Source organism: Peribacillus psychrosaccharolyticus ATCC 23296 (assembly GCF_000305495.1).
In the GTDB taxonomy this organism is placed as follows: domain Bacteria; phylum Bacillota; class Bacilli; order Bacillales; family DSM-1321; genus Peribacillus; species Peribacillus psychrosaccharolyticus.
In genome coordinates this window covers 1-26590 of sequence record NZ_AJTN02000199.1, presented here as the reverse complement: position 1 = coordinate 26590, position 26590 = coordinate 1, and the positions used below count along the sequence as shown (strand labels likewise).

At 40.5% G+C, this 26590-nt stretch carries 21 protein-coding genes and 1 pseudogene; all 22 read right to left on the bottom strand.

Annotated features, from left to right (window positions below):
* Nucleotides 1-581, bottom strand: a 581-nt coding sequence (locus tag WYK_RS12675; RefSeq protein ID WP_040374855.1) for a ClpP family protease, incomplete at its 3' end; no start/stop codon positions are given.
* 127 nt (nucleotides 582-708) lie between these two features.
* Entirely contained in the window at nucleotides 709-2382 is a 1674-nt protein-coding gene (locus tag WYK_RS12670; protein WP_040374854.1) for a ribonuclease J, read from the bottom strand.
* A gap of 212 nt (nucleotides 2383-2594) precedes the next feature.
* A complete protein-coding gene (gene dapA / locus WYK_RS12665) occupies nucleotides 2595-3464 on the bottom strand; it encodes a 4-hydroxy-tetrahydrodipicolinate synthase (protein WP_040374853.1) in 870 nt (289 codons plus the stop codon).
* Nucleotides 3465-3488: 24 nt separating this feature from the next.
* On the bottom strand, nucleotides 3489-4733 hold the full coding sequence (gene dapG, locus WYK_RS12660) for an aspartate kinase (protein ID WP_040374852.1): 1245 nt from the start codon (nucleotides 4731-4733) through the stop codon (nucleotides 3489-3491).
* A 58-nt stretch (nucleotides 4734-4791) separates the two neighbouring features.
* Nucleotides 4792-5847, bottom strand: a complete 1056-nt coding sequence (asd, locus tag WYK_RS12655; RefSeq protein WP_040374851.1) for an aspartate-semialdehyde dehydrogenase — start codon at nucleotides 5845-5847, stop codon at nucleotides 4792-4794.
* A gap of 163 nt (nucleotides 5848-6010) precedes the next feature.
* Entirely contained in the window at nucleotides 6011-6607 is a 597-nt protein-coding gene (locus WYK_RS12650) for a dipicolinate synthase subunit B (protein ID WP_040374850.1), read from the bottom strand.
* Complete coding sequence (gene dpaA / locus WYK_RS12645) at nucleotides 6604-7506, bottom strand: dipicolinic acid synthetase subunit A (RefSeq protein ID WP_040374849.1); 903 nt, start codon at nucleotides 7504-7506, stop codon at nucleotides 6604-6606. The genes WYK_RS12650 and dpaA overlap by 4 nt, the downstream gene beginning before the upstream one ends.
* A gap of 358 nt (nucleotides 7507-7864) precedes the next feature.
* Nucleotides 7865-9091: a M16 family metallopeptidase gene (locus WYK_RS12635; RefSeq protein ID WP_040374847.1), complete on the bottom strand. Its 1227-nt coding sequence runs from the start codon at nucleotides 9089-9091 to the stop codon at nucleotides 7865-7867.
* Nucleotides 9092-9133: 42 nt separating this feature from the next.
* Nucleotides 9134-10110 (bottom strand): annotated as a pseudogene (locus tag WYK_RS12630) (polysaccharide deacetylase family protein).
* 246 nt (nucleotides 10111-10356) lie between these two features.
* Complete coding sequence (pnp, locus tag WYK_RS12625; protein WP_040374846.1) at nucleotides 10357-12471, bottom strand: polyribonucleotide nucleotidyltransferase; 2115 nt, start codon at nucleotides 12469-12471, stop codon at nucleotides 10357-10359.
* Nucleotides 12472-12758: 287 nt separating this feature from the next.
* The gene (gene rpsO / locus WYK_RS12620) at nucleotides 12759-13028 is read right to left on the bottom strand and encodes a 30S ribosomal protein S15 (protein ID WP_040374845.1); all 270 of its coding nucleotides are present in this window, start codon (nucleotides 13026-13028) and stop codon (nucleotides 12759-12761) included.
* Between the two features lie 127 nt (nucleotides 13029-13155).
* Nucleotides 13156-14106: a bifunctional riboflavin kinase/FAD synthetase gene (gene ribF, locus WYK_RS12615; protein WP_040374844.1), complete on the bottom strand. Its 951-nt coding sequence runs from the start codon at nucleotides 14104-14106 to the stop codon at nucleotides 13156-13158.
* A gap of 35 nt (nucleotides 14107-14141) precedes the next feature.
* Nucleotides 14142-15059, bottom strand: coding sequence for a tRNA pseudouridine(55) synthase TruB (gene truB, locus WYK_RS12610; RefSeq protein WP_040374843.1), 918 nt, complete (start codon nucleotides 15057-15059; stop codon nucleotides 14142-14144).
* Between the two features lie 80 nt (nucleotides 15060-15139).
* Nucleotides 15140-15508, bottom strand: a complete 369-nt coding sequence (gene rbfA, locus WYK_RS12605) for a 30S ribosome-binding factor RbfA (RefSeq protein WP_040374842.1) — start codon at nucleotides 15506-15508, stop codon at nucleotides 15140-15142.
* Nucleotides 15509-15526: 18 nt separating this feature from the next.
* Complete coding sequence (locus tag WYK_RS12600) at nucleotides 15527-15808, bottom strand: DUF503 domain-containing protein (RefSeq protein WP_040374841.1); 282 nt, start codon at nucleotides 15806-15808, stop codon at nucleotides 15527-15529.
* The gene (infB, locus tag WYK_RS12595; RefSeq protein ID WP_040374840.1) at nucleotides 15805-17979 is read right to left on the bottom strand and encodes a translation initiation factor IF-2; all 2175 of its coding nucleotides are present in this window, start codon (nucleotides 17977-17979) and stop codon (nucleotides 15805-15807) included. The genes WYK_RS12600 and infB overlap by 4 nt, the downstream gene beginning before the upstream one ends.
* Nucleotides 17980-17999: 20 nt before the next feature.
* A complete protein-coding gene (locus WYK_RS12590) occupies nucleotides 18000-18302 on the bottom strand; it encodes a YlxQ family RNA-binding protein (RefSeq protein WP_040374856.1) in 303 nt (100 codons plus the stop codon).
* A 5-nt stretch (nucleotides 18303-18307) separates the two neighbouring features.
* The gene (gene rnpM, locus WYK_RS12585; protein ID WP_040374839.1) at nucleotides 18308-18583 is read right to left on the bottom strand and encodes an RNase P modulator RnpM; all 276 of its coding nucleotides are present in this window, start codon (nucleotides 18581-18583) and stop codon (nucleotides 18308-18310) included.
* Between the two features lie 17 nt (nucleotides 18584-18600).
* Nucleotides 18601-19722, bottom strand: coding sequence for a transcription termination factor NusA (gene nusA, locus WYK_RS12580; protein ID WP_040374838.1), 1122 nt, complete (start codon nucleotides 19720-19722; stop codon nucleotides 18601-18603).
* Nucleotides 19723-19780: 58 nt separating this feature from the next.
* Entirely contained in the window at nucleotides 19781-20251 is a 471-nt protein-coding gene (rimP, locus tag WYK_RS12575; protein WP_040374837.1) for a ribosome maturation factor RimP, read from the bottom strand.
* A 199-nt stretch (nucleotides 20252-20450) separates the two neighbouring features.
* Nucleotides 20451-24770 carry a PolC-type DNA polymerase III gene (locus WYK_RS12570; RefSeq protein ID WP_040374836.1) on the bottom strand — a complete coding sequence of 1440 codons (4320 nt, stop codon included), beginning with the start codon at nucleotides 24768-24770 and terminating at the stop codon, nucleotides 20451-20453.
* Nucleotides 24771-24983: 213 nt separating this feature from the next.
* A partial coding sequence (locus tag WYK_RS12565; RefSeq protein ID WP_040374835.1) for a proline--tRNA ligase occupies nucleotides 24984-26590 on the bottom strand: 1607 nt, incomplete at its 5' end.

Sequence of the window (26590 nt, the reverse complement as noted above, 5' to 3'; positions counted from 1 at the left end):
AAATTACCTTTGGCAAACATTAATTCCTTAAACGTATCTTCCTCTATATCTGAATGCCTTGTCACAAATTTAATTACTCGTTCTTGCATTTTGTCTAAATACTCAAATGTTTGCGGGACACCAATAACCATTCCTGTCAACCGAATCGGATGAATAGTCATTGTGGCCGTTTCAGCTATAAACGAATAATCACAAGAGACCGCAATGGGCACCCCTATTGAATGACCTCCTCCTAGAACAATCGAGACCGTCGGTTTAGAAAGTGATGCGAGCATTTCTGCAATAGCCAAGCCTGCTTCAACATCTCCCCCCACCGTATTCAAAATAACCAATAATCCTTCAATATTAGGATTTTGTTCAATTGCGACAATCTGAGGGATAACATGTTCATATTTAGTTGTTTTATTTTGCGGCGGCAGCTGCATATGACCTTCAATTTGCCCGATAATCGTTAAGCAATGAACTTTTGAGTCTTTTGACAATTGCGGGACATTGGTTTGACCCAGCTGTTGAATTTTTTCTATTAACGTTGAATTTTTTACTTCCTGACGCCCTTCATCCGGGTTTGGTGTTTGCTCCACTTTTACGTGCCCCTTTCTATTTGCGTATGAATTTATTATTGTCCCTGTTGCAAAAGTTCATCCCTTTTATGGGCAGAATCAAAATAAAGCCCCTGACCATCACCAGTCAAGGGCTTCATTGATACGTTTATGAAATTTCCATAATGATTGGTAAAATCATCGGGCGTCGTTTTGTTTTTTCATATAAAAATGAGTTAAGTGTATCGCGCATATCCTGCTTGAGAGTCGACCAGTCAAAGGGCTGGCGCGATCCATTTTTCTTAACCACGGCCGTAACAACTTCCGTTGCTTCTTCAAGTAGTTTTTCAGACTCTCTTACATAAACAAAGCCGCGTGAAATGATTTCAGGTCCTGCGGCAATTGATTTATCTGACCGATTCAAGGTTACAACCACAAGCAAGATTCCATCTTGCGAAAGCAGGCGGCGATCACGAAGAACGATATTCCCGACATCCCCAACCCCGCTGCCATCGATCAGAACATTTCCTGCTGTTACCTTAGAAGCTAGTCGGATTCGATCATTTTTCACTTCAATGACATCGCCCTTATCGGCTACGATAATGTTCTCTTTCGGTATTCCTGCAGCGATTCCCACTTTTTCATGAGAAAATAAATGACGATATTCCCCGTGTACTGGAATTAAGTACTTAGGCTTCATCAAATTAATCATCATTTTCAATTCTTCTTGGCTGCCATGTCCGGACACATGTACACGCTGCTTAGATGAAACCACATTGGCGCCGACTCTAAAGAGCATATCAACGGTTTTAGACAGAATTAATTCGCCCCCTGGAAGCGGTGAAGCGGCAATTAACACCGTATCTCCTTGCTTAATTGCAACTTGCTTATGTGATTGCTTAGCCATTTTTTGAAGTGCCGTAATCGGCTCTCCCTGATGACCTGTTGAAAGGATGACAATTTCTTTTTCTTCATACTGATGGATTTCCGATACAGGTATAATGCTGTCTTCTTCCACGTCTAAATAGCCAAGGTTTAAAGCTGTTTCATATACCCGTTGGAGGCTCTTGCCCACAACCGCAACTTTTCTGCCCGTTTGAACAGCAGCATTAAACACAAGTTGAATACGATTAACATTCGAAGCAAAGCAGGCTACAATGATTCGTCCTGGCGCATTATAAAAGGCTTGGGCCATTTCTGTAGCAACCAGCGCTTCCGATGGGGTATAGCCTGGTTTTTCCGCTCCTGTACTGTCAGACATCAGACAAAGAACGCCTTCTTCCCCGATTCTTGCCATTTTACCAATTTCGGGCTTGTAAATACCGGCAGCTGCTTGATCGAATTTAAAATCACCCGTATAGACAATAGCGCCTTCTGATGTATGAATGACAATCCCCACTGAATCCGGAATGCTGTGGTTGGTCTTAAAAAAGGTGATATTCGCTTCAGGAAACTCAAGAACAGTGTCGGATGTAATTTCTACAAATTCCGCATCTTCATAATAATCTGCTTCTTTAAGATGTGCTTGTATAAGTGCAAGTGTAAGCTTTGCTCCGTAAACAGGTACATCAATATATTTCAAGACATAAGCAAGGGCTCCCATATGATCTTCATGTCCATGACTGATAAAGATCCCTCTTAGTCTATGTTTATTCTCTAAAATATAACTTATATCTGGTATGACAGCGTCAATTCCCAGCATTTCTTCTTCAGGAAACATCAATCCTGCATCAAGCATGAATAGATCTTCATTTACCTCAACTACATACATATTTTTACCCAATTCGCCTTGTCCGCCAAGGGAAATAATTTTGATGCCGTGGTTCTTTTTATCTCTAGCCAATCCGGTTTCCTCCTTCAATATATCGCCGTGCACGTTATTCTTTACCCATTATAACCGATGAAGAAAAAACATGACAACTTATTACTTTTTTACGGATTTATGTAAGTTCATAAAATACTGAAAAATCACAAGAGAATAATAGTAATCGCCTTCATCTATTTATAAAAAAACAAGTCAATCCACTTAGGATCGACTTGTTTAAGTAAAAAAACTTATTTAGACAACAGGTCGCTTAAATTTGTTCTTTCTTGTTCAGTTAGTGGAACGAGTGGAAGCCGTACACCTCCGACATCGATACCAGAGAGCTGTAGAGCCGTTTTAACAGGCGTAGGGTTAGGTGCTGCAAATAAAGCAGTAATCAGCGGCAAGAGCCTCTGGTGTTCTCTAGCAGCCTCCCTTAGGTCGCCGGTTACGAATGATTGAATCATCTGCTGCATATCATTTCCTACAACATGAGAAGCTACGGATACAACCCCAGCGCCGCCAATGGCTAACACAGGAAGTGTAAGTGCATCGTCCCCGCTGTATAATCGGAATTCATCGTCCGTATTCGCAATTATTTCAGTCATTGCATTTAAATTACCGCTCGCTTCTTTAACTGCGATAATATTAGAAATTTTAGAGAGCCTGCAGATCGTTTCAGGTTCAATATTGACAGCTGAACGGCCGGGAATATTATAAAGCATAACCGGCAGGGCAGTACTATCCGCAATCGCCTTAAAATGCTGATAAAGTCCCTCTTGATTCGTTTTGCTATAATAAGGAGCTACCAGCATCACTGCATCAGCACCGTTTGCTTCTGCCTTTTTCGTTAACTCAATTGAAGCATATGTGTTGTTGCTCCCTGTCCCCATAATAACAGGAACCCGTTTGTCCACGACGTTTACAACATGGCGGAGAAGAGCAATTTTTTCTTCTGCTGAAAGCGTTGGAGATTCCCCCGTTGTTCCAGCAATAACCAATGAATCTGAGCCGTTTTCAATTAAGTAATTAATCAGCGTGGCCGTCTTGCCGAAGTCAAGGTTACCCTTTTTATCAAATGGCGTAACCATCGCTGTAGAAACTCTTCCAAAGTCAATCATTAAACACACCTCTTTATAAAAATACTATCTTTCTGTCAGCGGAGATGCCGATGCATCTTCATGTAAATGGAAAGCATCATGAAGTGAGTTTACAGCCTCCACCAGGTCTTCAGCTTTTACCAGCACCCAAATAGTTGTATGGCTGTCTGCCGACTGCAGAATTCCAATTCCTTTTTCTGAAAGGGCTGTGACGATTTTAGAAGCTACCCCCGGCACACCATTTATCCCGCCGCCGACAACAGACACCTTCGCGCAGTTTCGTTCAACAAAAGGCTCATAGCCCATGTTCTGCAATGTATCGATAGCTCGTTCAGTCATTTCTTCCGTCACCGTATATACGACCGCATTTGGTGATATATTGATAAAATCAACACTGATTGAAGCTTTTGCCATGGCTTTAAAGACCTCTGATTGTAAATTGTATTGATCTTTTTTTGCTTTCACCTTGATTTGTGTGATTTTAGAAACATGAGCAATTCCCGTTACTAACCTTTCGCGGATATCGCTGCCCTTCGTTCCCTTCGTCACGTTTGTTACCAGTGTTCCGATACCATCCGTATAAGTTGATCGAATACGAATCGGAACCTTTGCCTGCATTGCGATTTCCACCGCTCTAGGATGTATCACTTTTGCTCCCTGGTATGCCATGTTACAAACTTCATTATACGTTACGACGGAAAGCGGTCTTGCATGTTCTGCTATCCGAGGATCAGCTGTCATGATTCCTTCTACATCAGTAAAGATATCAACCCATTCGGCTGAAAGTGCTGCTCCTAGTGCTGCTGCAGAAGTATCGCTGCCGCCGCGGCCAATTGTTGTAATGTCACCCGTTTTCGCAGCTCCCTGGAACCCAGCTACTACAACGACATCATTGGTCTCTAATTCTTTTACCAGCCTGTCACATTTCATTTCCATTATTTTGGCATTTGTATGATCGCCGTTCGTATGGAAACCAGCTTGAGCGCCTGTAAAAGCTGTAGCCTTTATATCATGCTGAAGAAGCATATTCGTAAATACTATGGAAGAAATCGTCTCTCCGACCGAGAGCATTAAATCCTGTTCACGTTTGGTTAATTTACTTTCAGATCCTCCCGCAAGAGAAAGTAGTGTGTCAGTTGCGTACGGTTCCCCTGCTCTGCCCATTGCCGAGACTACAGCCACTACCTTATAGCCTTCACTTATTGCTTTTTTTATATGTCGCTTAGCATGTGAACGGCTTCCCTCGTCACGGACCGAGGTTCCCCCGAATTTCTGGACGATGATTTTCATTTAGCACACCTCAAATACAAGCCAAGATTAACCCTGGCGCTGCGTTTTCATAGTACATTTATTTAATAGTCACTAATTTTAATTTAAGCAGGCTTTCTGCAATTTGTACAGAATTCCACGCCGCTCCTTTAAGAAGGTTATCAGAGACAATCCATAAATGGAAGCCTTTTGATTCATCAAGGTCTTTTCTTATTCTTCCGACAAACACTTCATTTCTGCCAACAGATGTGGCAGGCATAGGATAAACTTGGTTATCCGGATCATCTTGAAGAACAACTCCCGGCGCTTCACTCAGTAATTCTTTAATATCTCCTGCTGAAACCCCATCCTTGTCAATTTCAACGTAAACAGACTCAGAATGGCCTGTTTCTACAGGCAAACGTACACATGTAGCTCCCACACTTAACTCCGGCATATGCATGATTTTTTTAGTTTCATTAATCATTTTCATTTCCTCAAATGTAAACCCATTGTCCTCAAACTTATCAATCTGCGGGATAACATTAAAAGCTATTTGGTAATGATTCTCCCCGCTGCCTACTGGAAGAATCTTAGGTTCAATTTCTTTGCCTTCAAGAAGGTCGCGAGCCTGCTCCTTTAATTCTGCAATAGCAGCAGCTCCTGCTCCCGATACAGCCTGATACGTTGAAACAACTACTTTACTGATTCCGTATGCTTTGCGCAGTGGTTCTAAGGCTGCTACCATTTGAATAGTCGAGCAGTTCGGATTAGCGATAATTCCATTATGTTTAAGAAGATCCTGTTCATTTACTTCTGGGACGACGAGTGGAACATCTGCCGCCATACGAAAAGCGCTTGTATTATCAATTACGATTGCGCCGCGTTCCACGGCTGCAGGAGCCAATTCTTTTGATACACTTCCTCCTGCACTGAATAAAGCGATATCTATTCCTTCAAAGCTTTCAGGTTTTGCTTCCTGAACAACGTATTCTTTATTCTTAAAGGTAATTTTTTTCCCTGCTGAACGAGCCGAGGATAAGAGAAGAAGTTTTTTTATAGGCAGATTTCTAGATTCAAGTGTTTTAATCATCTGCTTTCCAACCGCACCGGTCGCTCCAATAACTGCTATGTTTAGTCCCTGTATCTCTACCATTGTCTATTTCCCCTTTTCATTAAACCTTGACTGTAAAAAGCCAAAAGTGTTAGTTATCATTTTTATGTTAGAATATCACCCATTTTAACATATTAACGTCTCAAAGAAATAGACTTTTACTAATTATTCGGGATATATAGCAGTTGATCTGGAACTCATTCACTTATTCGTCTTTATGGCGCTCAATAATCACAGGCTGCAATTGTTCTCCGCTTAGCGCAGCCACGATTGTTTCCCGAATTAAACTCATTCTTGCAACCATACTGTTCGGTTTATTAATCGGATCATCCTGCCCATAGGGAACAAAATATAAATCTTTTGCTGCCATTAATCTCATTAAATTAACACCATTAAGACCTAATGCATCGTTGGTGGAGATTCCGAGAACTACCGGCCGATGATTCCTCATGGTGGCCTTCGCAGCCATTAATACAGGGCTGTCAGTCAATGCGTTAGCCATCTTGCTCATCGAATTCCCCGTCATAGGAGCAATAACCATGCAGGCTAACGGCATTTTAGGTCCCAGCGGTTCTGCTTTTACAATTGTATCGACTACAGGATAACCCGTCAATTTTTCAATACGAGCAACCCAATCTTCCCCCTTGCCAAACCGAGTTTCCGTATTCTTTACTGTCCCAGATACAATGGGAATAACATCTGCACCCTCATTAACCAGCTTTTCTATTTCAGGATACACATCATCATAGGTACAATGGGAACCTGTTAACCCAAAACCAATTCTGACACCCTTAAGATTCATTTTTGCTTTCCCCTTTCATTTTTCAAATCTTCTTCAATCAGCTGTGATAAGGCATTAGCTAAGATTCTCCCTGCCGTTTTAGGCGCAACAATTCCTGGAAGGCTCGGTGCAAGTAATGCTTTAATCCCCCTTTTTTCAGCATAGCGAAAATCAGTGCCTCCAGGCTTTGAGGCTAAATCAATAATGAGTGTATGAACTGGCATGGCTGCAAGTACACTGGCTGTAAGAATTGGATGTGGGACAGTATTCACACAAATATCAACATCCCTCATCACATGAACCAACTCATTAAAATGAAATGGTGTTAACCCCATTTCTATGATACGAGCGATATCTTCACTCTTGCGTGCCCCTACCTTTACTTTTGCCCCCATAGCTTGAAAGGTTCTAGCGGTCGTCATTCCAACACGTCCAAGTCCGAGCACGGCAATCGTAGAACCATGAATAGTAAAGTCAGTATGCTGAATGGCCATCATAATAGTCCCTTCAGTAGTAGGGATGGAATTATAGATAGCGACATCATCTCGCTCAAATAGCAAAACTAAACGACGATTCGTTTTATTAACCAGCGTATCTAAATAAGTATTGCTGATTCCGGAATAAATCGTACAATGCGACGGAGTTTTAGAAAGGACATCATCTGTAAGGTACACTTCTTCATTCGAAAAGATGGTTTCCACCTTTCCCTCAAGATTCGTTCCTGGAACAGGCAGAATAATGGTATCAACTTCAGAAAAATCAACATCTTCAACTTTCTCTTTGACTGCACCAGTAAAGGCATGATCGAGTTGTTCAAAGCCTATTAAACTAAGCTTCGCGTCCATTTCAGTTAATTTACGGATAACCTCAAGCTGACGTGCATCTCCACCTATTACTGCAATTTGCATGCCTGTTAGCATCAAACGGTCACCTACTTTATTGAAAATGGCTTCTTTCCGTAATTCGTACATTCACAGTGTATGTGGTTAAAAAAAATGAGTGTTTGGACTGTAGGTAATGATTTTATCTTCCGCAGATTCACTAAGAAAAGCAAAATAAAAAGCCGCTTAACAGCGGCTTCAACCAGAGAGACTATTCGATTAATGAATTTGTTTACATCCTGTTGCGCTAATACAGCCTTCCCCACAGAGAAGCCTCTGAAGTACTTTGGAACCTAAATCAGTTCCAAGTACACAGAAATTGTCTGCTCCGCACACTTTTTCCCTCTATTCCGCAAAAAAAACTCAAAACCTGTCTCAAGTACAGGTTTTGAGTTTTTTACTTCCAGCCGTCCATCGGACTGACTAGGGATACTGAATAATGATCAGTAAAGATACGATTAGCAAGCACGTTAACACTTTCAATTGAAACTTCGTCAATTAAGTATATAATATCGTCCAGTGAACGATGATTTTTAAGGAGCAGCTCATTTTTACCATTACGACTCATTCTGCTGTTTGTTGATTCTAATCCTAACATCAAACTGCCTTTTAGCTGTTCTTTGCTATTTCTTAGTTCTTTTTCACTAATGCCTTCTTTCTTTAACAAGGCAATCGTCGATTGGATCGTTTCGAACAAGCTGTCAAGTTGATTAGCACCTGTTCCTCCATAGACCGTAACCATTCCGCTGTCTTGGTATGCAGAATGATACGAATAGACTGAATAGGCTAGTCCTCTTTGTTCACGCACTTCCTGGAAGAGCCGGCTGCTCATGCTGCCGCCAAGAATATTATTTAACGTGATCAGGCTGTACATATCGGGATCACCCATTGGCAGCCCTTCAAAACCGAGACATAAATGGGCCTGCTCTGTTTCTTTTTTACGCGTTAATTTGTTTTGATGGAAAACGGGTTTATCCAGAACATGATTCGTTGTTCCGCCGGTATACGAACCAAAGAAATCTTCCGCTTCCTTAATAAGTTTTTCATCTACATTTCCAGCAATTGAAATCACTACACGATCTGGAGTATAAAAATCATGGACGTATTGCTTCATTGTGCTGCTTGTAAATGTTTCAAGCGTACTTTCTGTTCCGAGTATTGGATAACCAAGTGCGTTATCCTCATAAACAGCTTTGCTTAACAAATCATGGACAATGTCGTCAGGTGTATCTTCATACATCTTGATTTCTTCGTAAACAACATTTTTTTCTTTTTTCATTTCTTCTTCATCAAAAGTAGAATTAAAGAACATGTCAGCTAGAATTTCTAAGGCAAAGCTCGCATGTGTATCAAGAACTTTTGCATAGTAGCAGGTATATTCCTTTGAAGTGAAGGCATTAACCTGCCCTCCGATGCTGTCGAATGCCTCAGCAATTTCTCTAGCATTTCTAGTCGTGGTCCCTTTAAAGAACATATGTTCCAAGAAGTGAGAAATACCATTTAATTCAGGTGTTTCATCTCTTGAACCTGTTTTAATCCATACACCAATTGCAACAGAGCGGACTGTTGGGATATTTTCTAGTACAACTCTTGCTCCGTTTTGGCATGTATATTTCTTAATCAACAAACATTCCTCCCTAATTCTTGTTGCTCATTTCGCTCTCACTTACTCATGCGTATGAACGATTCTCTTTTCATTTACTGCTTCTGTTACAGTCACAACATGAAAGTTTTGTTTCTTAAACTCCGTGATTAACTGGTCAAGTGAGTTTGCCGTCGATTCTGTCGGATGCATCAACACAAAGGCACCAGGGTGAATTTTGGAAAGGACCCGCTTTTGCAATAATTCCGGACTCGGTTTTTGCCAATCAATGGTGTCCACACTCCATAATACCGTATTTAAACCGAGTGAGTCTGCAATTTTGACTGTTTCTTCTCGAAAACTTCCACTCGGCGGAGCAAACCAGGTGACATCCTTGCCCGTAACTGCTTTTATCACTTCAGTAGTCTTTTGAATTTCATCCTTGGAAGCTTGACTTGAAATCCGTTCCATATCCGGATGTGAATAGGAATGGTTGCCGAGTTCATGCCCGCCTTCTGCAATCATCTTAGCCAATTCAGGATTGTTTTTAGTCCATCTTCCTTCTAAAAAAAGGTCGCTTTCACTTGATGTTTTTTGAGGACTGCCAACATATCCTGGAGATATTCATTCCCCCATGCCACATTAATCAGCAAAGATACGGTTGGTTTCTCTGGATGGGCTCGGTAAATAGGTACTGGTTCTAGGTCGTTCATATGGACGGCAGGAGGGATTTGATTGAAAATGAGTTTCTTTTTATCGAATACCCCGTTCTTTTTCATCAGCTTGTAGGAGTCCTTAACGTTTACCTGCAGGCCATTTAACCCCGGAACCATCTTCCATACCCGATCAATTCGCGCGTCTTGTGGAGCTACCTCATACTTAGAGGCACTTTGTTCAATTTCTAAATAAAGCGAATCCTTCTCTTTAACCGTACCTGTAACGGCAACAGATGATTTTGTTAAACCAGCTACATATTGATCAGTATAAGGATTTTGCACCAATAACCATGATATACCTGCTATCATACAAATCGCAACTAAACGTTTCCACTTATTGCCCATTTCCACTGCCTCCTTCATACATACCTTGCAGTCGCAAGTACCCTTAGGATGGCTTTGCTCAACCTCTTTAGTCATAAAAGATATACACTCTTGTTCCCAAAGAAAAGAAAAAAGCTCTATTCCCTTGTCCTTATTAAAAAGAGTATGAAATAGAGCAGTGGCATAGAACATTGAATGGGTCTTTAGAATAGCAAAAAAAGGCAGTGCGAATTCACAAGGAACCGCCTGCCTTTTTCTTAACTCTCATTATTCTTGAGAATTGGCTGCTTCTTTTTGAGCTTTTAAAACGGCTTTGCGAGAAAGATTAACCCGCCCTTGCTTATCAATTTCAGTAACTTTCACTTCAATTTCATCACCAATTGCCAAGATATCTTCTACTTTGCCGACTCTTTCTTCAGCAAGCTCAGAAATATGGACTAGACCGTCTTTACCAGTAAAGATTTCAACGAAGGCACCGAATTTTTCAATCCGTTTTACTTTACCAAGATAAACTTCGCCAACCATTACTTCACGAACGATATCTTCAATAATTTTCTTAGCCTTTTCGTTCATATCTTGTTCAGTAGACGCAATGAAGACTGTTCCATCTTGTTCAATGTCAATCTTCACACCAGTCTCTTCGATGATTTTGTTGATTTGTTTACCGCTTGGTCCAATAACATCGCGAATCTTGTCAGGATTGATTGACATCGTTAATATTTTTGGAGCGTATTTAGAAAGCTGAACACGTGGTCCATTGATTGTAGCAAGCATTGATTCTAGAATGTGCATACGGCCGCGTTTTGCTTGCTGTAATGCTTCCTCAAGAATTTCTCTTGATAGTCCATCAATCTTTATATCCATTTGCAGTGCAGTTACACCTTGAGCTGTTCCGGCCACTTTAAAGTCCATATCGCCAAGATGATCTTCCATGCCTTGGATATCAGTAAGAATTGTATACGCTTCTCCTGTTTTAACCAAGCCCATAGCAATACCAGCAACTGGTGCTTTAAGTGGAACTCCAGCATCCATCATGGCCAGTGTACTTGCACAAATACTCGCTTGTGAAGTCGAACCATTAGATTCAAGAACTTCTGAAACTACACGTACAGTATAAGGGAAATCTTTATCATTCGGAATAACTGGTTCTAATGCACGCTCACCTAATGCTCCATGTCCGATTTCACGACGGCCGGGTCCACGTAATGGTCCTGTTTCACCAACACTGAAATGAGGGAAGTTATAATGGTGCATAAAGCGTTTTGACTCTTCTGTACCCAATCCGTCAAGAATTTGCACATCGCCCATTGCACCAAGCGTACAAATTGAAAGAGCTTGAGTTTGTCCACGAGTGAATAATCCAGAACCATGAGTACGTGGAAGAATTCCCACTTCTGAAGATAATGGTCTGATTTCATCTGGATTACGGCCATCTGGACGTACTTTTTCTTCCGTAATTAAACGGCGTACTTCAGATTTAACCAGTTTATTTAAGATTTCTTTAATTTGTTTAAGTTTATCTTCATCGGTTTCTTCAGTATAGTTTTCCATTACACTGTCTTTAACCGCTTTGATTGCTTCTTCACGTGCATGCTTTTCTTGAACTTGTACAGCTTTGTTCAAATCAGCTCCACACATGCCTTTAAGTTCAGCTTCTAATTCTTGATCAAGCTGATAAAGTTTAACTTCCATTTTTGGTTTGCCGATTTCTGCGGCAATTTGCTCTTGGAATTCAATCAATTTAATAATTTCGTTATGTCCAAACATGATTGCTTCAAGCATAGTTTCTTCCGGTACTTCTTTTGCTCCCGCTTCTACCATGTTGATTGCATCTTTTGTTCCGGCAACAGTCAAGTTAATATCACTGTTTTCCATTTGTTCAACAGATGGATTGACAACAAATTCATTGTTGATACGGCCGACAATTACACCAGCAATCGGACCTTCAAAAGGAATGTCAGAAACACATAATGCAAGAGACGAACCAAACATCGCAGCCATTTCAGAAGAACAATCTTGTTCTACACTCATTACCATGCTGATGATTTGAACATCGTTTCTGAACCCGTCAGCAAACAGCGGACGAATTGGACGGTCAATTAAACGGCTCGCCAAGATTGCCTTTTCACTAGGACGGCCTTCACGTTTAATAAATCCTCCAGGAATTTTACCTACTGCATATAATTTTTCTTCATAATTAACAGTCAACGGGAAGAAGTCGACGTTTTTTGGTTCCTTTGAAGCTGTAGCTACACTGAGTACGGCTGTTTCTCCGTACCGAACTAGGACTGCTCCGTTCGCTTGCTTAGCCAATTGGCCAATTTCAACAGTCAAGGTACGGCCTGCCCATTCGTATGAGTACGTATGTTTTTCCTGTCCCATTCTTTAAAAAACCCCTCTCTAAATCTTCACTATAGAGGTTCGGTATCTATTACCTAAACCTTTACTAACATGTATGTGTTAAGTTGTTGAAAACTAATTAAACCAAACTATTCCTATTATGCACGAAAAAAACGTGCATTAACAGCAAAATGAACGTTTCTATAAAATATCTATTAAGCGTTCACTGCTTAAAACATGACTCCTTATGTATAAAACCGTTTTTACTGTACGGTATTTACTTCTAATAACATCAAAAAAGCGGGAAAATTCCCGCTTTTACTGATTGCTTATCGACGAAGGCCTAAGCGTGTAATTAATTCACGGTAACGTGCTACGTCATTGTTACGTAGGTAAGATAAAAGATTACGACGCTTACCTACCATTTTAAGAAGTCCACGACGTGAATGATGATCTTTTTTGTGAACACGTAAATGTTCGTTCAAGCTGTTGATATCTGCAGTAAGTACAGCAATCTGTACTTCTGGAGATCCTGTGTCAGTGTCGTGAGTACGGTACTCAGCGATAATTTCGTTTTTGCGTTCTTGTGTAATTGCCATTGTTAAATTCCTCCTAAAATTTCTTGTAAAATCACCAATTACTGAGCCAGCGCCGGAGTTGCAACTAGCCGAGAAACGGTTATTTCATACTTATAAAGAATACATCTTTTTCGGCACATTTGCAAGTCTATTGATTTAACTGCATAAAATAGTTTACGGCATGTTCTTTATCGGCTTCAATTTGTTTTACCAATGCATCCAATCCAGAGAACTTCTGCTCGCTCCTAATTCGTTTATGCCAAGCTACCTGCAGCTTCTGTCCATATAGATCTCCAGCAAAGTCGAGAATATGGACCTCGACAGACGGAAACTCCGGTTTTTCTTCATTGAATGTAGGTTTATAGCCGACATTACAAACTCCGTTGTACCATGTTTCGTTTATCTTCGCACGAACCGCATACACTCCAGTGGCTGGGAAAATATATGCATCATCTATTCTAAGGTTAGCGGTTGGAAAACCAAGTTCCCTTCCCCGCTTTTCTCCATGAATGACAACGCCTTGAGAAAGATAATAACGCCCAGTTAAATGATAAAAACCAGTGAAATCTCCCATCTTTAAGACGGACCGAATTCGAGTCGAGCTTATTTTTTCATTCTCTAGTGTTTGTTTAGTCACGACGGTAATGAAAAACTGGCCTTTTGAGTGGCTTTCGAGCGTTTCCATTGTGCCTTTACCATAGTGGCCATAAGTATAATCAAAACCCGCAACAACATGCTTAGCGTTAATCGCGATCAAATATTGATCAACAAATTGCTCTGGTAAGAGGCGTGCAAATTCCTTAGTAAACCTAATAATGAATAAATAATCTACACCAGTATCCCTGATTATAGCTATCTTATCATCTAGAGGTGTAATGTAACGGATATTTTCATCCTTCTTGCCTAACACAACAGAAGGATGGGGATCAAAGGTCATAACAGCAGATTTCAGGCCGAACTCCTCCGCTTTCGATCTTGCTGTTTGAATGACCGCTTGATGTCCAATATGTATTCCATCGAAAAAACCAAGTGCGATTGAAAGTTTCGGGAAATCGGCTTGGTTAAACGATTGGGGATGCTCAATGACAATAACTTCCACGACAAATCTCCTCTTTCTTACATTTCAGACTGCTATTATCTAATTTCTAATATTTTTACAGGTTTAATCAACTGGTCCTTTTCAGGATGCAGCTGGTATATGGCTAATGCCTTCTCATTTGAATCTACCATAACAAACGGAACACCCCGTGGTACGGTTAAATCGTCCGGCTGCGGTAATACCGCACCATTTAGAACTTTCTTTGCTACTGTATCATTAATCTGATATTTCGGCAAATGATACAAACCACGTTCGATTGGCTGTAAAAAGTCAGCTTCTTTTCCCTGTTCCATTAATTCAGAAACTGCTTCTAACGTTTGGCAATCTGCCAGTGTAAACCCTGCACTTTCAGTTCTAATTAAATCTGACATATGGGCAGGATATCCAAGCTTTTCACCCATATTAACAGCTAGGGTGCGAATATACGTACCTTTAGAGCAGCTTACTCTGAATCGGAAAGAAATTCGTTCGCCAGTAAATACTTCGCGATCATCGAGCAGTGTTAATTCATGAACCGTTACTTCCCTTGACGGCCGTTCTACTTCTATGCCAGCTCGAGCATATTCATAAAGCTTTTTACCATTGATCTTAACCGCTGAGAACATAGGAGGGGTTTGGCTGATGATGCCAGTGAAATCTTTTAACACATCGAGAATTTGCTTGCGGGAGAACTCCTCAACAATTGCTCGTTCTTCTACTACTTCACCACTGGCATCTTCTGTTGTAGTTGAAAACCCTAAAGTCACTTCTCCTTCATACGACTTTCCAGCTTCCGTAATGTACTCCGCAACCTTTGTGGCGCGGCCGATACAGATTGGCAATACTCCGGTTACATCGGGATCAAGGGTGCCTGTATGACCAACTTTTTTTGTCTTTAGGATCTTTCTTAATTTGAATACACAATCATGTGATGTCATACCTTTAGGTTTTAAAAGTGGTAAAATTCCATCCATTTGTGAAGGTCTCCTTTTCATGAAGTGGGCAGAAAAAAAGATAGACAAATTGATGTCTATCCTTTTTCCTGCTTTACACATTATTCTTCTTCGTCTTTTGCAGGTTTATCATCTGAATTGATCTGATGGATTAACGTATCAATCCGGTGTCCATACATAATGGATTCATCAAACTCGAAAGAAATCTCCGGAGTTTTCCGTAAGCGGATTCGTTGTCCAATTTCAGAACGAATGAATCCTTTAGCTTGGGAAAGACCTTTTAGTGTTTTTTCTTTCTGCTCTTCGTCTCCTAAAACAGAAATATAAACGATAGCATGCTGCAGGTCACCAGTAACCTCTACATCTGTTACTGTAACGAAGCCGATGCGGGGATCTTTGATTTTCCGGCCTATGATGTCACTCATTTCTTTCTTCATCTGTTCACCAACACGATTTGCACGAAGGCTCATGCTATTCACCTCGCTGACTTATAGCCATTCTATATTTGTTAGTGTGCGCTCTATTTCAGGAAATGAATCCAGAAATAGAAGGGCATTTTGTAATTCTCTCTCAGTTGCCATTCGGGAGGAGGATACAGTCACGATGGCAAGTGCACTTCGCTGCCAAAGATCCTGATACCCTACCTCAGCCACAGAAATATTGAATTTCTGCTTAAGTCTTGAAATAATACGCTGCAGCACGGCCCGTTTTTCTTTTAAGGAATGCGCATCATAGATGATACATTCAAATTCGGCAGAGCCGACAATCATTTACGTTCGATCTCCTGCATTACGTAAGCTTCAATAATATCGCCTTCTTTAAGGTCATTGAAGTTTTTAATCGTAATTCCACACTCATAGTTCTGAGCAACTTCTTTTACTTCGTCTTTGAAACGTTTTAAAGTATCAAGTTCGCCTTCGAAAATAACGATACCGTCACGAATTAAGCGGACACCAGAATCACGAGTCAATTTACCTTCAGTAACGTACGATCCAGCAATTGTACCCACTTTTGATACTTTGAACGTAGTCCGTACTTCTGCTTGACCGATAACTTTTTCTTCGAATTCAGGATCAAGCATCCCTTTCATCGCTGCTTCAATTTCTTCAATCGCTTTGTAAATGATACGGTGTAGACGAACATCAACATTTTCTGATTCGGCTGCACGTTTCGCATTTACATCTGGACGGACATTGAAACCAATAACGATTGCATTAGAAGCTGCCGCTAGAATAATATCGGATTCAGTAATAGCACCGACACCTGTATGAATAATTTTAACTTTTGCACCTTCAACTTCAATTTTTCTCAGTGAGGCAGCAACGGCTTCAGCAGAACCTTGAACATCCGCTTTTAATACGATATTCAATTCTTTGATGTCGCCTTGTTTCATTTGTTCAAACAAGTTATCTAATGTAACAACTGATTTTTCATTACGTTGTGAAGCCAATTGGCGTTGTGCCCTTGTTTCCCCAACTTGACGAGCTGTTCTTTCGTCATTAAAGACGATAAAACGGTCTCCTGCTTGCGGAACTTCATTTAGACCAGTTAACTCAACAGGTGTTGATGGGCCTGCCTCTTTTACGCGGCGTCCTAAATCATTCACCATTGCTCTTACACGTCCAAAGCTGTTACCTACTACGATCGGATCTCCGATTTTAAGGGTACCATTTTGAACAAGAAGTGTCGCAACTGTTCCGCGGCCTTTATCTAGACGCGCTTCAATTACTGTACCAATAGCATTACGTTCTGGGTTAGCTTTGTATTCATTTACTTCACCAACAAGCAGAATCATTTCAAGAAGACTTTCGATTCCTTCGCCATTTTTCGCAGAAATTGGTACAAAAATAACATCTCCGCCCCATGCTTCAGAAACAAGGCCATGTTCAGTTAATTCTTGCATCACACGATCAGGATTAGCTGATGGTTTATCCATTTTATTAACAGCTACAATAATTGGAACGTCAGCCGCTTTTGCATGGTTGATTGCTTCAATTGTCTGCGGCATTACACCATCGTCAGCTGCAACAACAAGGATTGTTATATCAGTAATTTGAGCTCCACGGGCACGCATCGTTGTGAAAGCAGCATGTCCTGGAGTATCTAGGAATGTAATTTTCTTTCCTTTGATCTCAACTTGGTATGCTCCGATATGCTGTGTAATTCCGCCGGCTTCGCCTTCTGTTACCTTTGTATTCCGAATAGAGTCTAGTAATGTTGTTTTACCATGGTCAACGTGTCCCATGATGGTAACAACTGATGGACGTTCAACTAGATTGTCGGCATTGTCTTCTGTTACCAATGACTCCAGATCCGTAAGATCGACCAGTACTTCTTCTTCAACCTCTACGCCATACTCACTAGCAATCAATTCAATTGCATCTTTTTCAAGTGATTGGTTAATGGTTGCCATTACACCAAGCATGAAGAGTTTTTTGATGATTTCAGAAGGCTCACGGTGCAGCTTCTTAGCTAATTCCGTTACAGTCAGAGACTCTGTAAATGAAATTTTCGTTGGAAGCTCTCTTTCTTTTCTTTTTTGCACAGGTGCAGCCTGTGGTGAATGAGAAGGCTTGTGCTTCACATTATTCCGGTTACGATTGTTGCCGCGTCCGCCTTTATTAAAAGGTTTTGACCCAGCTGCAGCCGGTTTAACAGGTGGTTTTTTCTTAAGTTTTTCTTTGCTTGCTGTACCAGTACCTTTTTCATTCGCTTCTTCTTCGTATTTTTCAACGACTTTTGAAGCAGGCTGGCTGTTTGTGCTGTCTGCTGTATTTGATTGGTTTTTATTTAATGTATCGTTTAATTTATTAACCGTAGAATCGTCTAATGCTGTCATATGATTGGATACCTCTATGTTCATTTCTTTGAGTTTATTTATTACGTCTTTACTTGAAACATTTTTCTCTTTTGCATATTCGTACACGCGCATTTTAGTCATACGTTCACCCCCGGAAAAATTCAATCGAGCAACGTTTGGAGTTTTTTAGCAAAACCTTCATCCAGAACCGCAACGGCGACACGTGCTTCCTTGCCTATTGCTTTTCCCAGTAATTCCCGATTATCGACTCTTTTAAGAGGAACTTTGTAGAAGATGCATTTATCAGTTAGTTTTTTTTCTGTATTCTTAGAAGCATCGGCAGCTAAAATCACCAATTTGGCATTGCCGTTTCTGATATCTTTTAGCACTAATTCTTCTCCAGAAATCAATTTACGCGCTCGATTGGCCAAACCTAATAGAGACATCCACTTTTGTTGGATCATGATGGTCACTGTTGCTCCTTATCCACTATTGCAAGTAATTGTTCATAAAGGGAAGGATCGATGTGTGCGCTGAGTTGATTAGCCAGCACATTTTTCTTCTGTGCTGACAAAATGATTTCCCGGTCAAGCGTCAAGTAGGCTCCACGCCCAGACTTTTTGCCTGTGGGATCAATGCTGACTTCCCCTTCTTTAGATCGTACGATACGAATTAGCTCTTTTTTCGGCTTCATTTCACCGCTAGCAATGCATTTGCGCATCGGAATTTTCTTTCGGCTATTCATTGTCGATCACCTCTTACTTATTCTTCGACATCAAAGTCTTCATCGTTATCATAGCTGTCTTGACTAAGCAGCGGTTCATGATCTTCAAGTGGATAGATTCCAGCTTCGCGGGCTTCTGTCTCACTCTTAATATCAATTTTCCAGCCTGTTAGTTTAGCAGCAAGACGAGCATTTTGTCCGCGCTTACCGATAGCAAGGGAAAGCTGATAGTCAGGTACGATAACGGTCGTTCCTTTGTCGTCTTCTTTAATCAGTACTTCAAGCACCTTAGAAGGGCTTAACGCATTGGCTACGAATACAACTGGATCTTCAGACCATTTCACAATGTCTATCTTTTCGCCTTTAAGCTCATTAACAATCGCTTGGACACGCTGTCCTTTTTGACCAACGCATGAACCTACTGGATCGACTTCTTCGTTATCCGAGTGAACAGATATCTTCGAACGATCTCCTGCTTCACGGGCTACTGATTTTATTTCAACTGTACCATCAAAAATTTCTGGTACTTCAATTTCGAATAAGCGTTTCAACAAACCAGGATGTGTACGTGAAACAAAGATTTGAGGCCCTTTTGAAGTCTTTTCAACCTTCGTGATAAATACTTTAATACGGTCATGAGGTTTGTAAGACTCATTTGGCATTTGTTCGTTAATTGGAAGAAGCGCTTCTATTTTGCCTAAGCTGACATAGATAAAACGCGAATCTTGACGTTGTACAATCCCTGTCATGATGTCTTCTTCACGATCAATAAATTCGGAATAGATAATGCCGCGTTCAGCCTCGCGCACGCGTTGAGTAACAACCTGTTTAGCCGTTTGTGCAGCAATGCGGCCAAAGTCCTTCGGCGTTACTTCCATTTCTACAACATCATCAAGCATGTAGTTCGGGTTAATTAATTGTGCCTCTTCAACAGAGATCTCTAACCTTGCATCAAATACTTGGTCAACAACATCTTTACGGGCAAAGACTCTCATCGATCCCTTATCAAAGTTCATGTCGATACGAACATTTTGTGCCTGGTTAAAATTACGGCGGTATGCCGATATAAGTGCAGCTTCAATGGCATCAATTAAGATATCCCTTGATATGCCTTTTTCTTTTTCTAAAATATAGAGAGCATCCAGTAACTCCTTGCTCATGGTTGATCCCCCTTATGCATTCACATAAAAATTTTTGATGCTTTCCTAATTATCACTTTTAGGAAAACGTAACGGCCAAGCGTGCTTTTGCAACTTTTTCATACGGAATGACGATTAATTTAACTCTTGTTTTGATTTTAACTTCTAGTGTAACTTGTGTGCCGTCAAACTCTAGAAGCTTTCCTTCAAACTCTTTTTCATTAAGAATTGGTTCATATGTTTTTATGTAAACATGTTTCCCAATCGCTTTTTGGAAGTCTTTGTCCTTCTTAAGCGGACGTTCTGCTCCAGGTGATGAAACCTCAAGATAATAATTCTGCTCGATTGGATCGGTTTCATCCAGCTTTTCGCTTAATTTCTCACTAACTATGCCGCAGTCCTCAATATCGACGCCTGTTTCTTTATCGATATAAACACGGAGAAACCAAGACTTTCCTTCTTTTACATACTCGACTTCAACTAGTTCTAGTTTCAGCTCTTCGAGTATTGGTGTGACAAGCTCTTCTACTGTATCAATTACTTTGCTCATGTGTTCCTCCATACATGTTTCGTCGTACGTTCTGTGTAATGGATTCGAATTTTTAGTAGAGTACAACAAGAAAGAGCGGGTTTCCCCACTCTTGCCATTGAATCTTCTTAAGTATTTCCAATTAAAATATATCATAATCGCCTTATTTATGCAAATGAAGCGGCTTTGACTGTTAGTCTGTTGGTACAATAAACATCTTTTAGAAAAGTGACAGCTGATTTTGTTCAGGTAAGTCACCTAGGCAGCCATGCTTATCCAGAAACTCAATAATAGTTTTTGAAACTTTCCCACGCTGTTGTAGATCTTCTTTTGATAAGAACTCACCATTTTCACGAGCTTTAACAATATTAATTGCAGCATTCGTACCGAGACCAGGAATGGCATTGAAAGGTGGAATCAACGTATTTCCGTCAATTATGAATTCATCAGCACTTGATTTATATAAATCAATTTTCTGGAATGAAAAACCACGTTCACACATTTCTAATGCGAGTTCAAGAACTGTCAGGGTATTTTTTTCTTTTGTAGAAGCATCGAGACCCTTAACTGTAATCTCTTCTATCTTCGTCCGCAAGGCATGTGACCCCCTAGCCATCGCATCAACTTCAAAGTCTTCTGCACGGACAGTGAAATACGCCGCATAATAGACTAATGGTAAATGAACTTTGAAATAAGCAATCCGTACGGCCATCAAAACATATGCAGCGGCATGGGCTTTCGGGAACATATACTTAATTTTTTTACAGGAATCGATGTACCATTCCGGCACTTCGTTCTTCCGCATCTCCGCTTCAAATTCATCTGACAGGCCTTTACCTTTACGAACGGATTCCATGATCTTAAAGGCAAGCGATGGGTCGAGTCCCTGATAAATCAGGTATACCATGATATCATCACGACAACCGATTACTTCGCTCAAGGTACAAATCGAATTATGAATAAGTTCTTGTGCATTACCAAGCCAAACATCTGTACCATGTGACAGACCAGATATCTGAACAAGTTCAGAAAAAGTTGTCGGCTTCGTATCTTCAAGCATCTGACGGACAAATTTTGTTCCGAATTCAGGAATCCCAAGAGTTCCTGTTTTACACATAATCTGATCTTGCGTTACACCTAAAGATTCTGTACTGCTAAAGATTTTCATTACCTCTGGATCATCAGTCGGAACCGTTTTGGGGTCAATTCCGCTCAGATCCTGAAGCATTCTGATAACCGTTGGATCATCATGGCCAAGTATATCGAGTTTTAAGATATTATCATGGATGGAGTGGAAATCAAAATGAGTCGTTTTCCATTCCGAGTTCCGATCATCTGCCGGAAATTGAATCGGCGTAAAATCGTAAATATCCATATAGTCAGGTACTACGATAATACCGCCTGGATGCTGTCCAGTTGTTCTTTTTACCCCAGTACAACCAGATACAAGGCGGTCCGTTTCAGCGCCGCGAATTATCATATTATTATCTGCCGCATATCCCTTAACATAACCATATGCGGTCTTTTCAGCAACCGTTCCTATCGTTCCTGCTCTAAAGACGTAGTCTTCACCAAACAGTTCCTTCGTATAATTATGGGCGTTTGGCTGGTACTCACCGGAAAAGTTTAAATCAATATCGGGTACTTTATCCCCTTTAAACCCAAGGAAGGTTTCAAACGGAATGTCATGGCCATCCTTTTTATAGCGGGTCCCACAGTTCGGACAATTCTTATCAGGCAAATCAAAACCTGAACCAACTGACCCGTCATCAAAGAACTCCGATTTTTTACATGTTGGGCAGACAAAATGCGGTGGAAGCGGATTTACCTCTGTTATCTCTGTCATGGTTGCTACAAGAGAAGAACCGACCGATCCCCGAGAACCAACCAAATATCCATCATCCAATGATTTCTTAACCAATTTATGCGAAATAAGATAAATAACCGCAAAACCATGGCCGATGATACTTTTTAGTTCTTTTTCAAGACGTGCTTCAACAATTTCAGGCAAGTCTTCGCCATAAATGCTCCTTGCCATTGTGTAGCTCATTTCTTTCATTTCTTCTTCGGCGCCTTCAATTTTCGGTGTATAAAGTTCATCTTTGATTGGTTTAATATCATCAATCATATCGGCAATTTTATTTGTATTCGTTACTACAATTTCTTTAGCCTTCTCTTCACCTAAAAATGAGAACGATTTGAGCATCTCATCCGTCGTACGGAAATGAACGTCTGGCAATGAATGACGATTGAGCGGATTAGCGCCGCCTTGGGAATTAATCAAGATTTTTCGGTAAATTTTATCATTAGGATCGAGATAATGAACATTCCCTGTGGCAACAACCGGCTTGTTTAACTTTTCACCAAGTTTAACTAGATTCTCGAGGATACTCTCTAATGATTTTTGGTCCCGAACATATTCTCGTTCAATCATATGTTGGTACACCTCTTTCGGATGTACTTCAATATAATCGTAAAACTCGGCAATCTTTAAAACTTCCTCAAAGCCCTTTTGCATCATTCCTTCAAACACTTCGCCCTTATCACAACCTGAACCGACTAAAATGCCTTCACGAAGTTTAGCGAGTTTTGAACGCGGAATACGAGGCACTCGGTAATAGAAATCAATATGGGCTAGACTCACAAGTTTAAATAAGTTCTTTAACCCTGCTTGGGTTTGTGCAATCAGCGTACAATGATACGGACGAGAACGTTGATACGCATTACCTTGTCCCATATTTTCATTAAACTGATCATGATAAATAATTCCTTTTTCAGTGGCATCTTTCAGCATTTTAAGCAATAAATAGCCTGTTGCTTCAGCATCAAAAATTGCCCGGTGATGTTGAGTCAGTTCAATGTCAAATTTCTTCGTTAATGTATTTAACCGATGATTTTTAAATTCAGGATACAAGAAACGGCCTAGTTCCAGCGTATCAATAACTGGATTTTCTGCTTTCGGATAGCCTAATTTTTTATAGCCTACATTTAAGAATCCCATATCAAAGCTAGCATTATGTGCAACAAGCACACCATCTCCTGCCCAGTTGCGGAAGTTTTCGAGAACTTCTGATACTTCCGGGGCATTTTCAACCAAATCATCTGTAATTCCTGTTAAGTCAATCGTCGTGGTTGATAAAGGGTGATGCGGGTTCGCAAATGATTCAAAACGATCAATGATGTCCCCATTATGGATTTTCACTGCTGCAAGTTCAATAATTGTATCGTATACCGCAGAGAGACCTGTTGTTTCAAAGTCAAACACCACATACGTTTCGTCTGCTAATAAACGATGCGAATCATTATAAGCAATTGGCACTCCATCATCGACAAGGTTAACTTCCACACCATAAAGAATTTTTATATCATGTTTCTTTCCTGCACTATACGCATCAGGGAAAGATTGCACACCTGCATGATCAGTAACGGCAATCGCTTTATGCCCCCATTTTGCTGCTTGGGCAACAAGGGTTCCGACCGGGGTGACGGCATCCATTTGACTCATTGGCGTATGCAGATGAAGCTCAACCCGTTTTTCATCTTTGGGTGCATGATCAAGCCGGCCTATTTTCGTAATTTCATTAATATCATTGGCGATCATCACTAAGTCACGAACAAATGTATCATTTTGAATACTACCCTGCGCTCTGACCCACATTCCCTTTTTAACATTCGCTAAAATAGCCGCATCTTCTTTATCACGAGAAAACACCTTAATTAAAATGGAACTTGTGTAGTCAGTCACCTTAAATGTTAACAGCGTTCTACCGCTCCGAAGTTCTCTAAGTTCAGAGTGGAAGACATACCCTTCGATCGCAATTTTACGTTCTTCGTCAATTATTTGTTCAATTCTACGGAAGTCCGCATCTTCTTTGATGGTATAACCAATCTTAACGGGACCGTGGTATTGATCATCATTGCCTTTCTCAGATTCTTTCTTTTGCATCTCAGTCAAGGCTGCAAGCCCCTTGGCTTCATCTTCTTTTTGTTTTTCAACAAGGAACTGCTGATAATCCTTATCCTCTTTCATTTCAGACACTTCTGCATCAAGAGAGAAGGCAGGAAAACCAAGTGATTGATAGATATTTGAAATCAATCCTGAATATTTATTCTTCAGCTGCCCTGCTTCCGCTCCATTCCTTGCCTTCACAAAAATTCGATTCCCAACAATTTTTGGTTCTTGATCATTTAATAATGAGAGCAAGGCTGGTGACATTCCATCAAGTTCACTAATACAGTGCCGCCAATACTCCTTCACCAATTCATCCGTAATGTTTGGACTATCTACTTGGAACGAAAAAGTCACTCTAGCAAGATGCGCAAAGGTAGCCGCAAGATGGTTGGCAAAGCGGGTGTTCACACTGCATGGCAGTACATCATTCAATTTGAAAATAAAATGCCAAGATTTGGCTTCTCGGTCTATAGACAGCTTCACAATTTCTGCTTGATAAAAATAGGTAACAAATGCATCCTCTGTAAGGTCCATTTGCTGCAGCAAGAGTTGAAATCTTTCTCTTCCCGTATTCGGATTTTGATCCATTTCCGCTCTCCCCTTATATTCTCTAGTTACTCTATTGTTTGTTTCGCTAATAATCATTTAGTTATGGAGAGGTAATTATAACATATCGACAACATTCGCTAATGAAGTTCCTAGATATTTTTTTGATATGTTGCTGGTAAAACAAATACAACCCTACACCAATAAAAAAGCATCATCATGATGACTGATGCTTTTTTATTTTCTTTTGTTTTTTTATAGAAGTCCTTTTAGTGTTTCAGCCAGTTCTGCTTTATTTACCTCGAGAACTTCGCCAGTTTTTCTAATTTTCACTTCTAGGATCCCATCGGCTGCTTTCTTACCAACAGTCACTCGGACAGGTATACCAATTAAATCAGAATCAGCAAATTTAACTCCCGCACGCTCTTTACGATCATCCATCAAAACAGCTAATCCTTGTGCCTTAAGGTCTTGATACAATTCTTCAGCAACAGCTGCCTGTGTATCATCCTTCATATTAACAGGAATCAAATGTACTTGATACGGAGCTAAATTGGCTGGCCATAGCAAGCCTTTATCATCATTAAATTGTTCAGCAACAGCGGCAAGTGTTCTAGAGACTCCAATGCCATAACAACCCATGATCATTGGTTGTGAGCGGCCATTTTCATCCAGATAAACAGCGTTCATTGCTTCACTATACCTAGTACCGAGCTTAAAGACATGTCCAACTTCGATACCTTTAGCAAATTTAATGGTACCCTCTCCGTCTGGAGAGACGTCTCCTTCTTGGATGAAACGAAGATCCGTATACTGTGATACTTCAAAATCACGATTTGGATTCACATTAATATAATGGAAATCTTCTTCATTTGCACCTGTCACAGCATTAACAAGGAATTCAACTTCTTGGTCGGCTAGTATTTCTACTTCTTTTAATCCTACGGGGCCTAGGGAACCTACTGGGCAGCCTAGTATCTCTTGTGTTTCTGCTGGTGAAGCAAGCTCCACAGATCCAGCATCATAGAAGTTTTTCAATTTGATATCATTTACTTCATGATCGCCGCGAACTAGAACTGCAACATATTTATCATCCACTTTAAATAATAAAGTTTTGATGCACTGCTGCTGAGATACGTTAAGGAATGATGCTACATCCTCAATCGTTTTCTGTCCAGGCGTTTCAATTTTTTCTAACGGATTTTCTGTTTCAGTACTTCTTTCTTTAGTTAAGATAACTGGTGCCATCTCAACGTTGGCTGCATAGTCAGAAGTATCCGAGTAAGCAATTGTATCTTCTCCGACTTCAGATAAAACCATGAATTCATGCGTATCTTTTCCACCCATAGCACCAGAATCGGCAATTACAGCTCTAAAATCTACTCCACAACGAGTAAAAATATTGGTATAGGCTGTGAATAGACGTTGGTACACTTCATCAAGACTTTCTTGATTAGCATGGAACGAATAAGCATCCTTCATAATGAATTCACGTCCGCGCAGCAGTCCAAAACGAGGGCGCTTTTCATCACGGAACTTAGTTTGAATTTGGTACACAGTTAATGGCAGACGCTTATATGATTTTACTTCATCACGTACTAAACTTGTAATTACTTCTTCATGTGTCGCACCAAGCGCAAACTCACGATTGTTTCGGTCTTTCAATCTCATGAGTTCCGGTCCATATGAGTACCATCTGCCAGATTCCTGCCAGAATTCTGCTTGTTGAAGTGCAGGCATTAATAACTCTACAGCTCCAGCGTTTTCCATTTCTTCACGGACAATCGTTTCTATTTTTTGAAGAACTCGTATTCCAAGCGGCATAAAGCTATATACCCCACTTGAATTTTGCCTCATAAATC

What these genes read in the sequence shown, in the direction of transcription:
- nusA (WP_040374838.1), bottom strand. Translation starts at nt 19,722, where the DNA reads ATGAGCAAGGAGTTACTGGATGCTCTCTATATTTTAGAAAAAGAAAAA.
- dapG (WP_040374852.1), bottom strand. Translation starts at nt 4,733, where the DNA reads ATGAAAATCATCGTCCAGAAATTCGGGGGAACCTCGGTCCGTGACGAG.
- WYK_RS12600 (WP_040374841.1), bottom strand. Translation starts at nt 15,808, where the DNA reads ATGATTGTCGGCTCTGCCGAATTTGAATGTATCATCTATGATGCGCAT.
- dpaA (WP_040374849.1), bottom strand. Translation starts at nt 7,506, where the DNA reads ATGCTAACAGGCATGCAAATTGCAGTAATAGGTGGAGATGCACGTCAG.
- dapA (WP_040374853.1), bottom strand. Translation starts at nt 3,464, where the DNA reads ATGATTGACTTTGGAAGAGTTTCTACAGCGATGGTTACGCCATTTGAT.
- WYK_RS12590 (WP_040374856.1), bottom strand. Translation starts at nt 18,302, where the DNA reads ATGATCCAACAAAAGTGGATGTCTCTATTAGGTTTGGCCAATCGAGCG.
- pnp (WP_040374846.1), bottom strand. Translation starts at nt 12,471, where the DNA reads ATGGGACAGGAAAAACATACGTACTCATACGAATGGGCAGGCCGTACC.
- truB (WP_040374843.1), bottom strand. Translation starts at nt 15,059, where the DNA reads ATGGATGGAATTTTACCACTTTTAAAACCTAAAGGTATGACATCACAT.
- rimP (WP_040374837.1), bottom strand. Translation starts at nt 20,251, where the DNA reads ATGAGCAAAGTAATTGATACAGTAGAAGAGCTTGTCACACCAATACTC.
- WYK_RS12570 (WP_040374836.1), bottom strand. Translation starts at nt 24,770, where the DNA reads ATGGATCAAAATCCGAATACGGGAAGAGAAAGATTTCAACTCTTGCTG.
- rnpM (WP_040374839.1), bottom strand. Translation starts at nt 18,583, where the DNA reads ATGAATAGCCGAAAGAAAATTCCGATGCGCAAATGCATTGCTAGCGGT.
- rbfA (WP_040374842.1), bottom strand. Translation starts at nt 15,508, where the DNA reads ATGAGCCTTCGTGCAAATCGTGTTGGTGAACAGATGAAGAAAGAAATG.
- asd (WP_040374851.1), bottom strand. Translation starts at nt 5,847, where the DNA reads ATGGTAGAGATACAGGGACTAAACATAGCAGTTATTGGAGCGACCGGT.
- infB (WP_040374840.1), bottom strand. Translation starts at nt 17,979, where the DNA reads ATGACTAAAATGCGCGTGTACGAATATGCAAAAGAGAAAAATGTTTCA.
- WYK_RS12650 (WP_040374850.1), bottom strand. Translation starts at nt 6,607, where the DNA reads ATGAATCTTAAGGGTGTCAGAATTGGTTTTGGGTTAACAGGTTCCCAT.
- rpsO (WP_040374845.1), bottom strand. Translation starts at nt 13,028, where the DNA reads ATGGCAATTACACAAGAACGCAAAAACGAAATTATCGCTGAGTACCGT.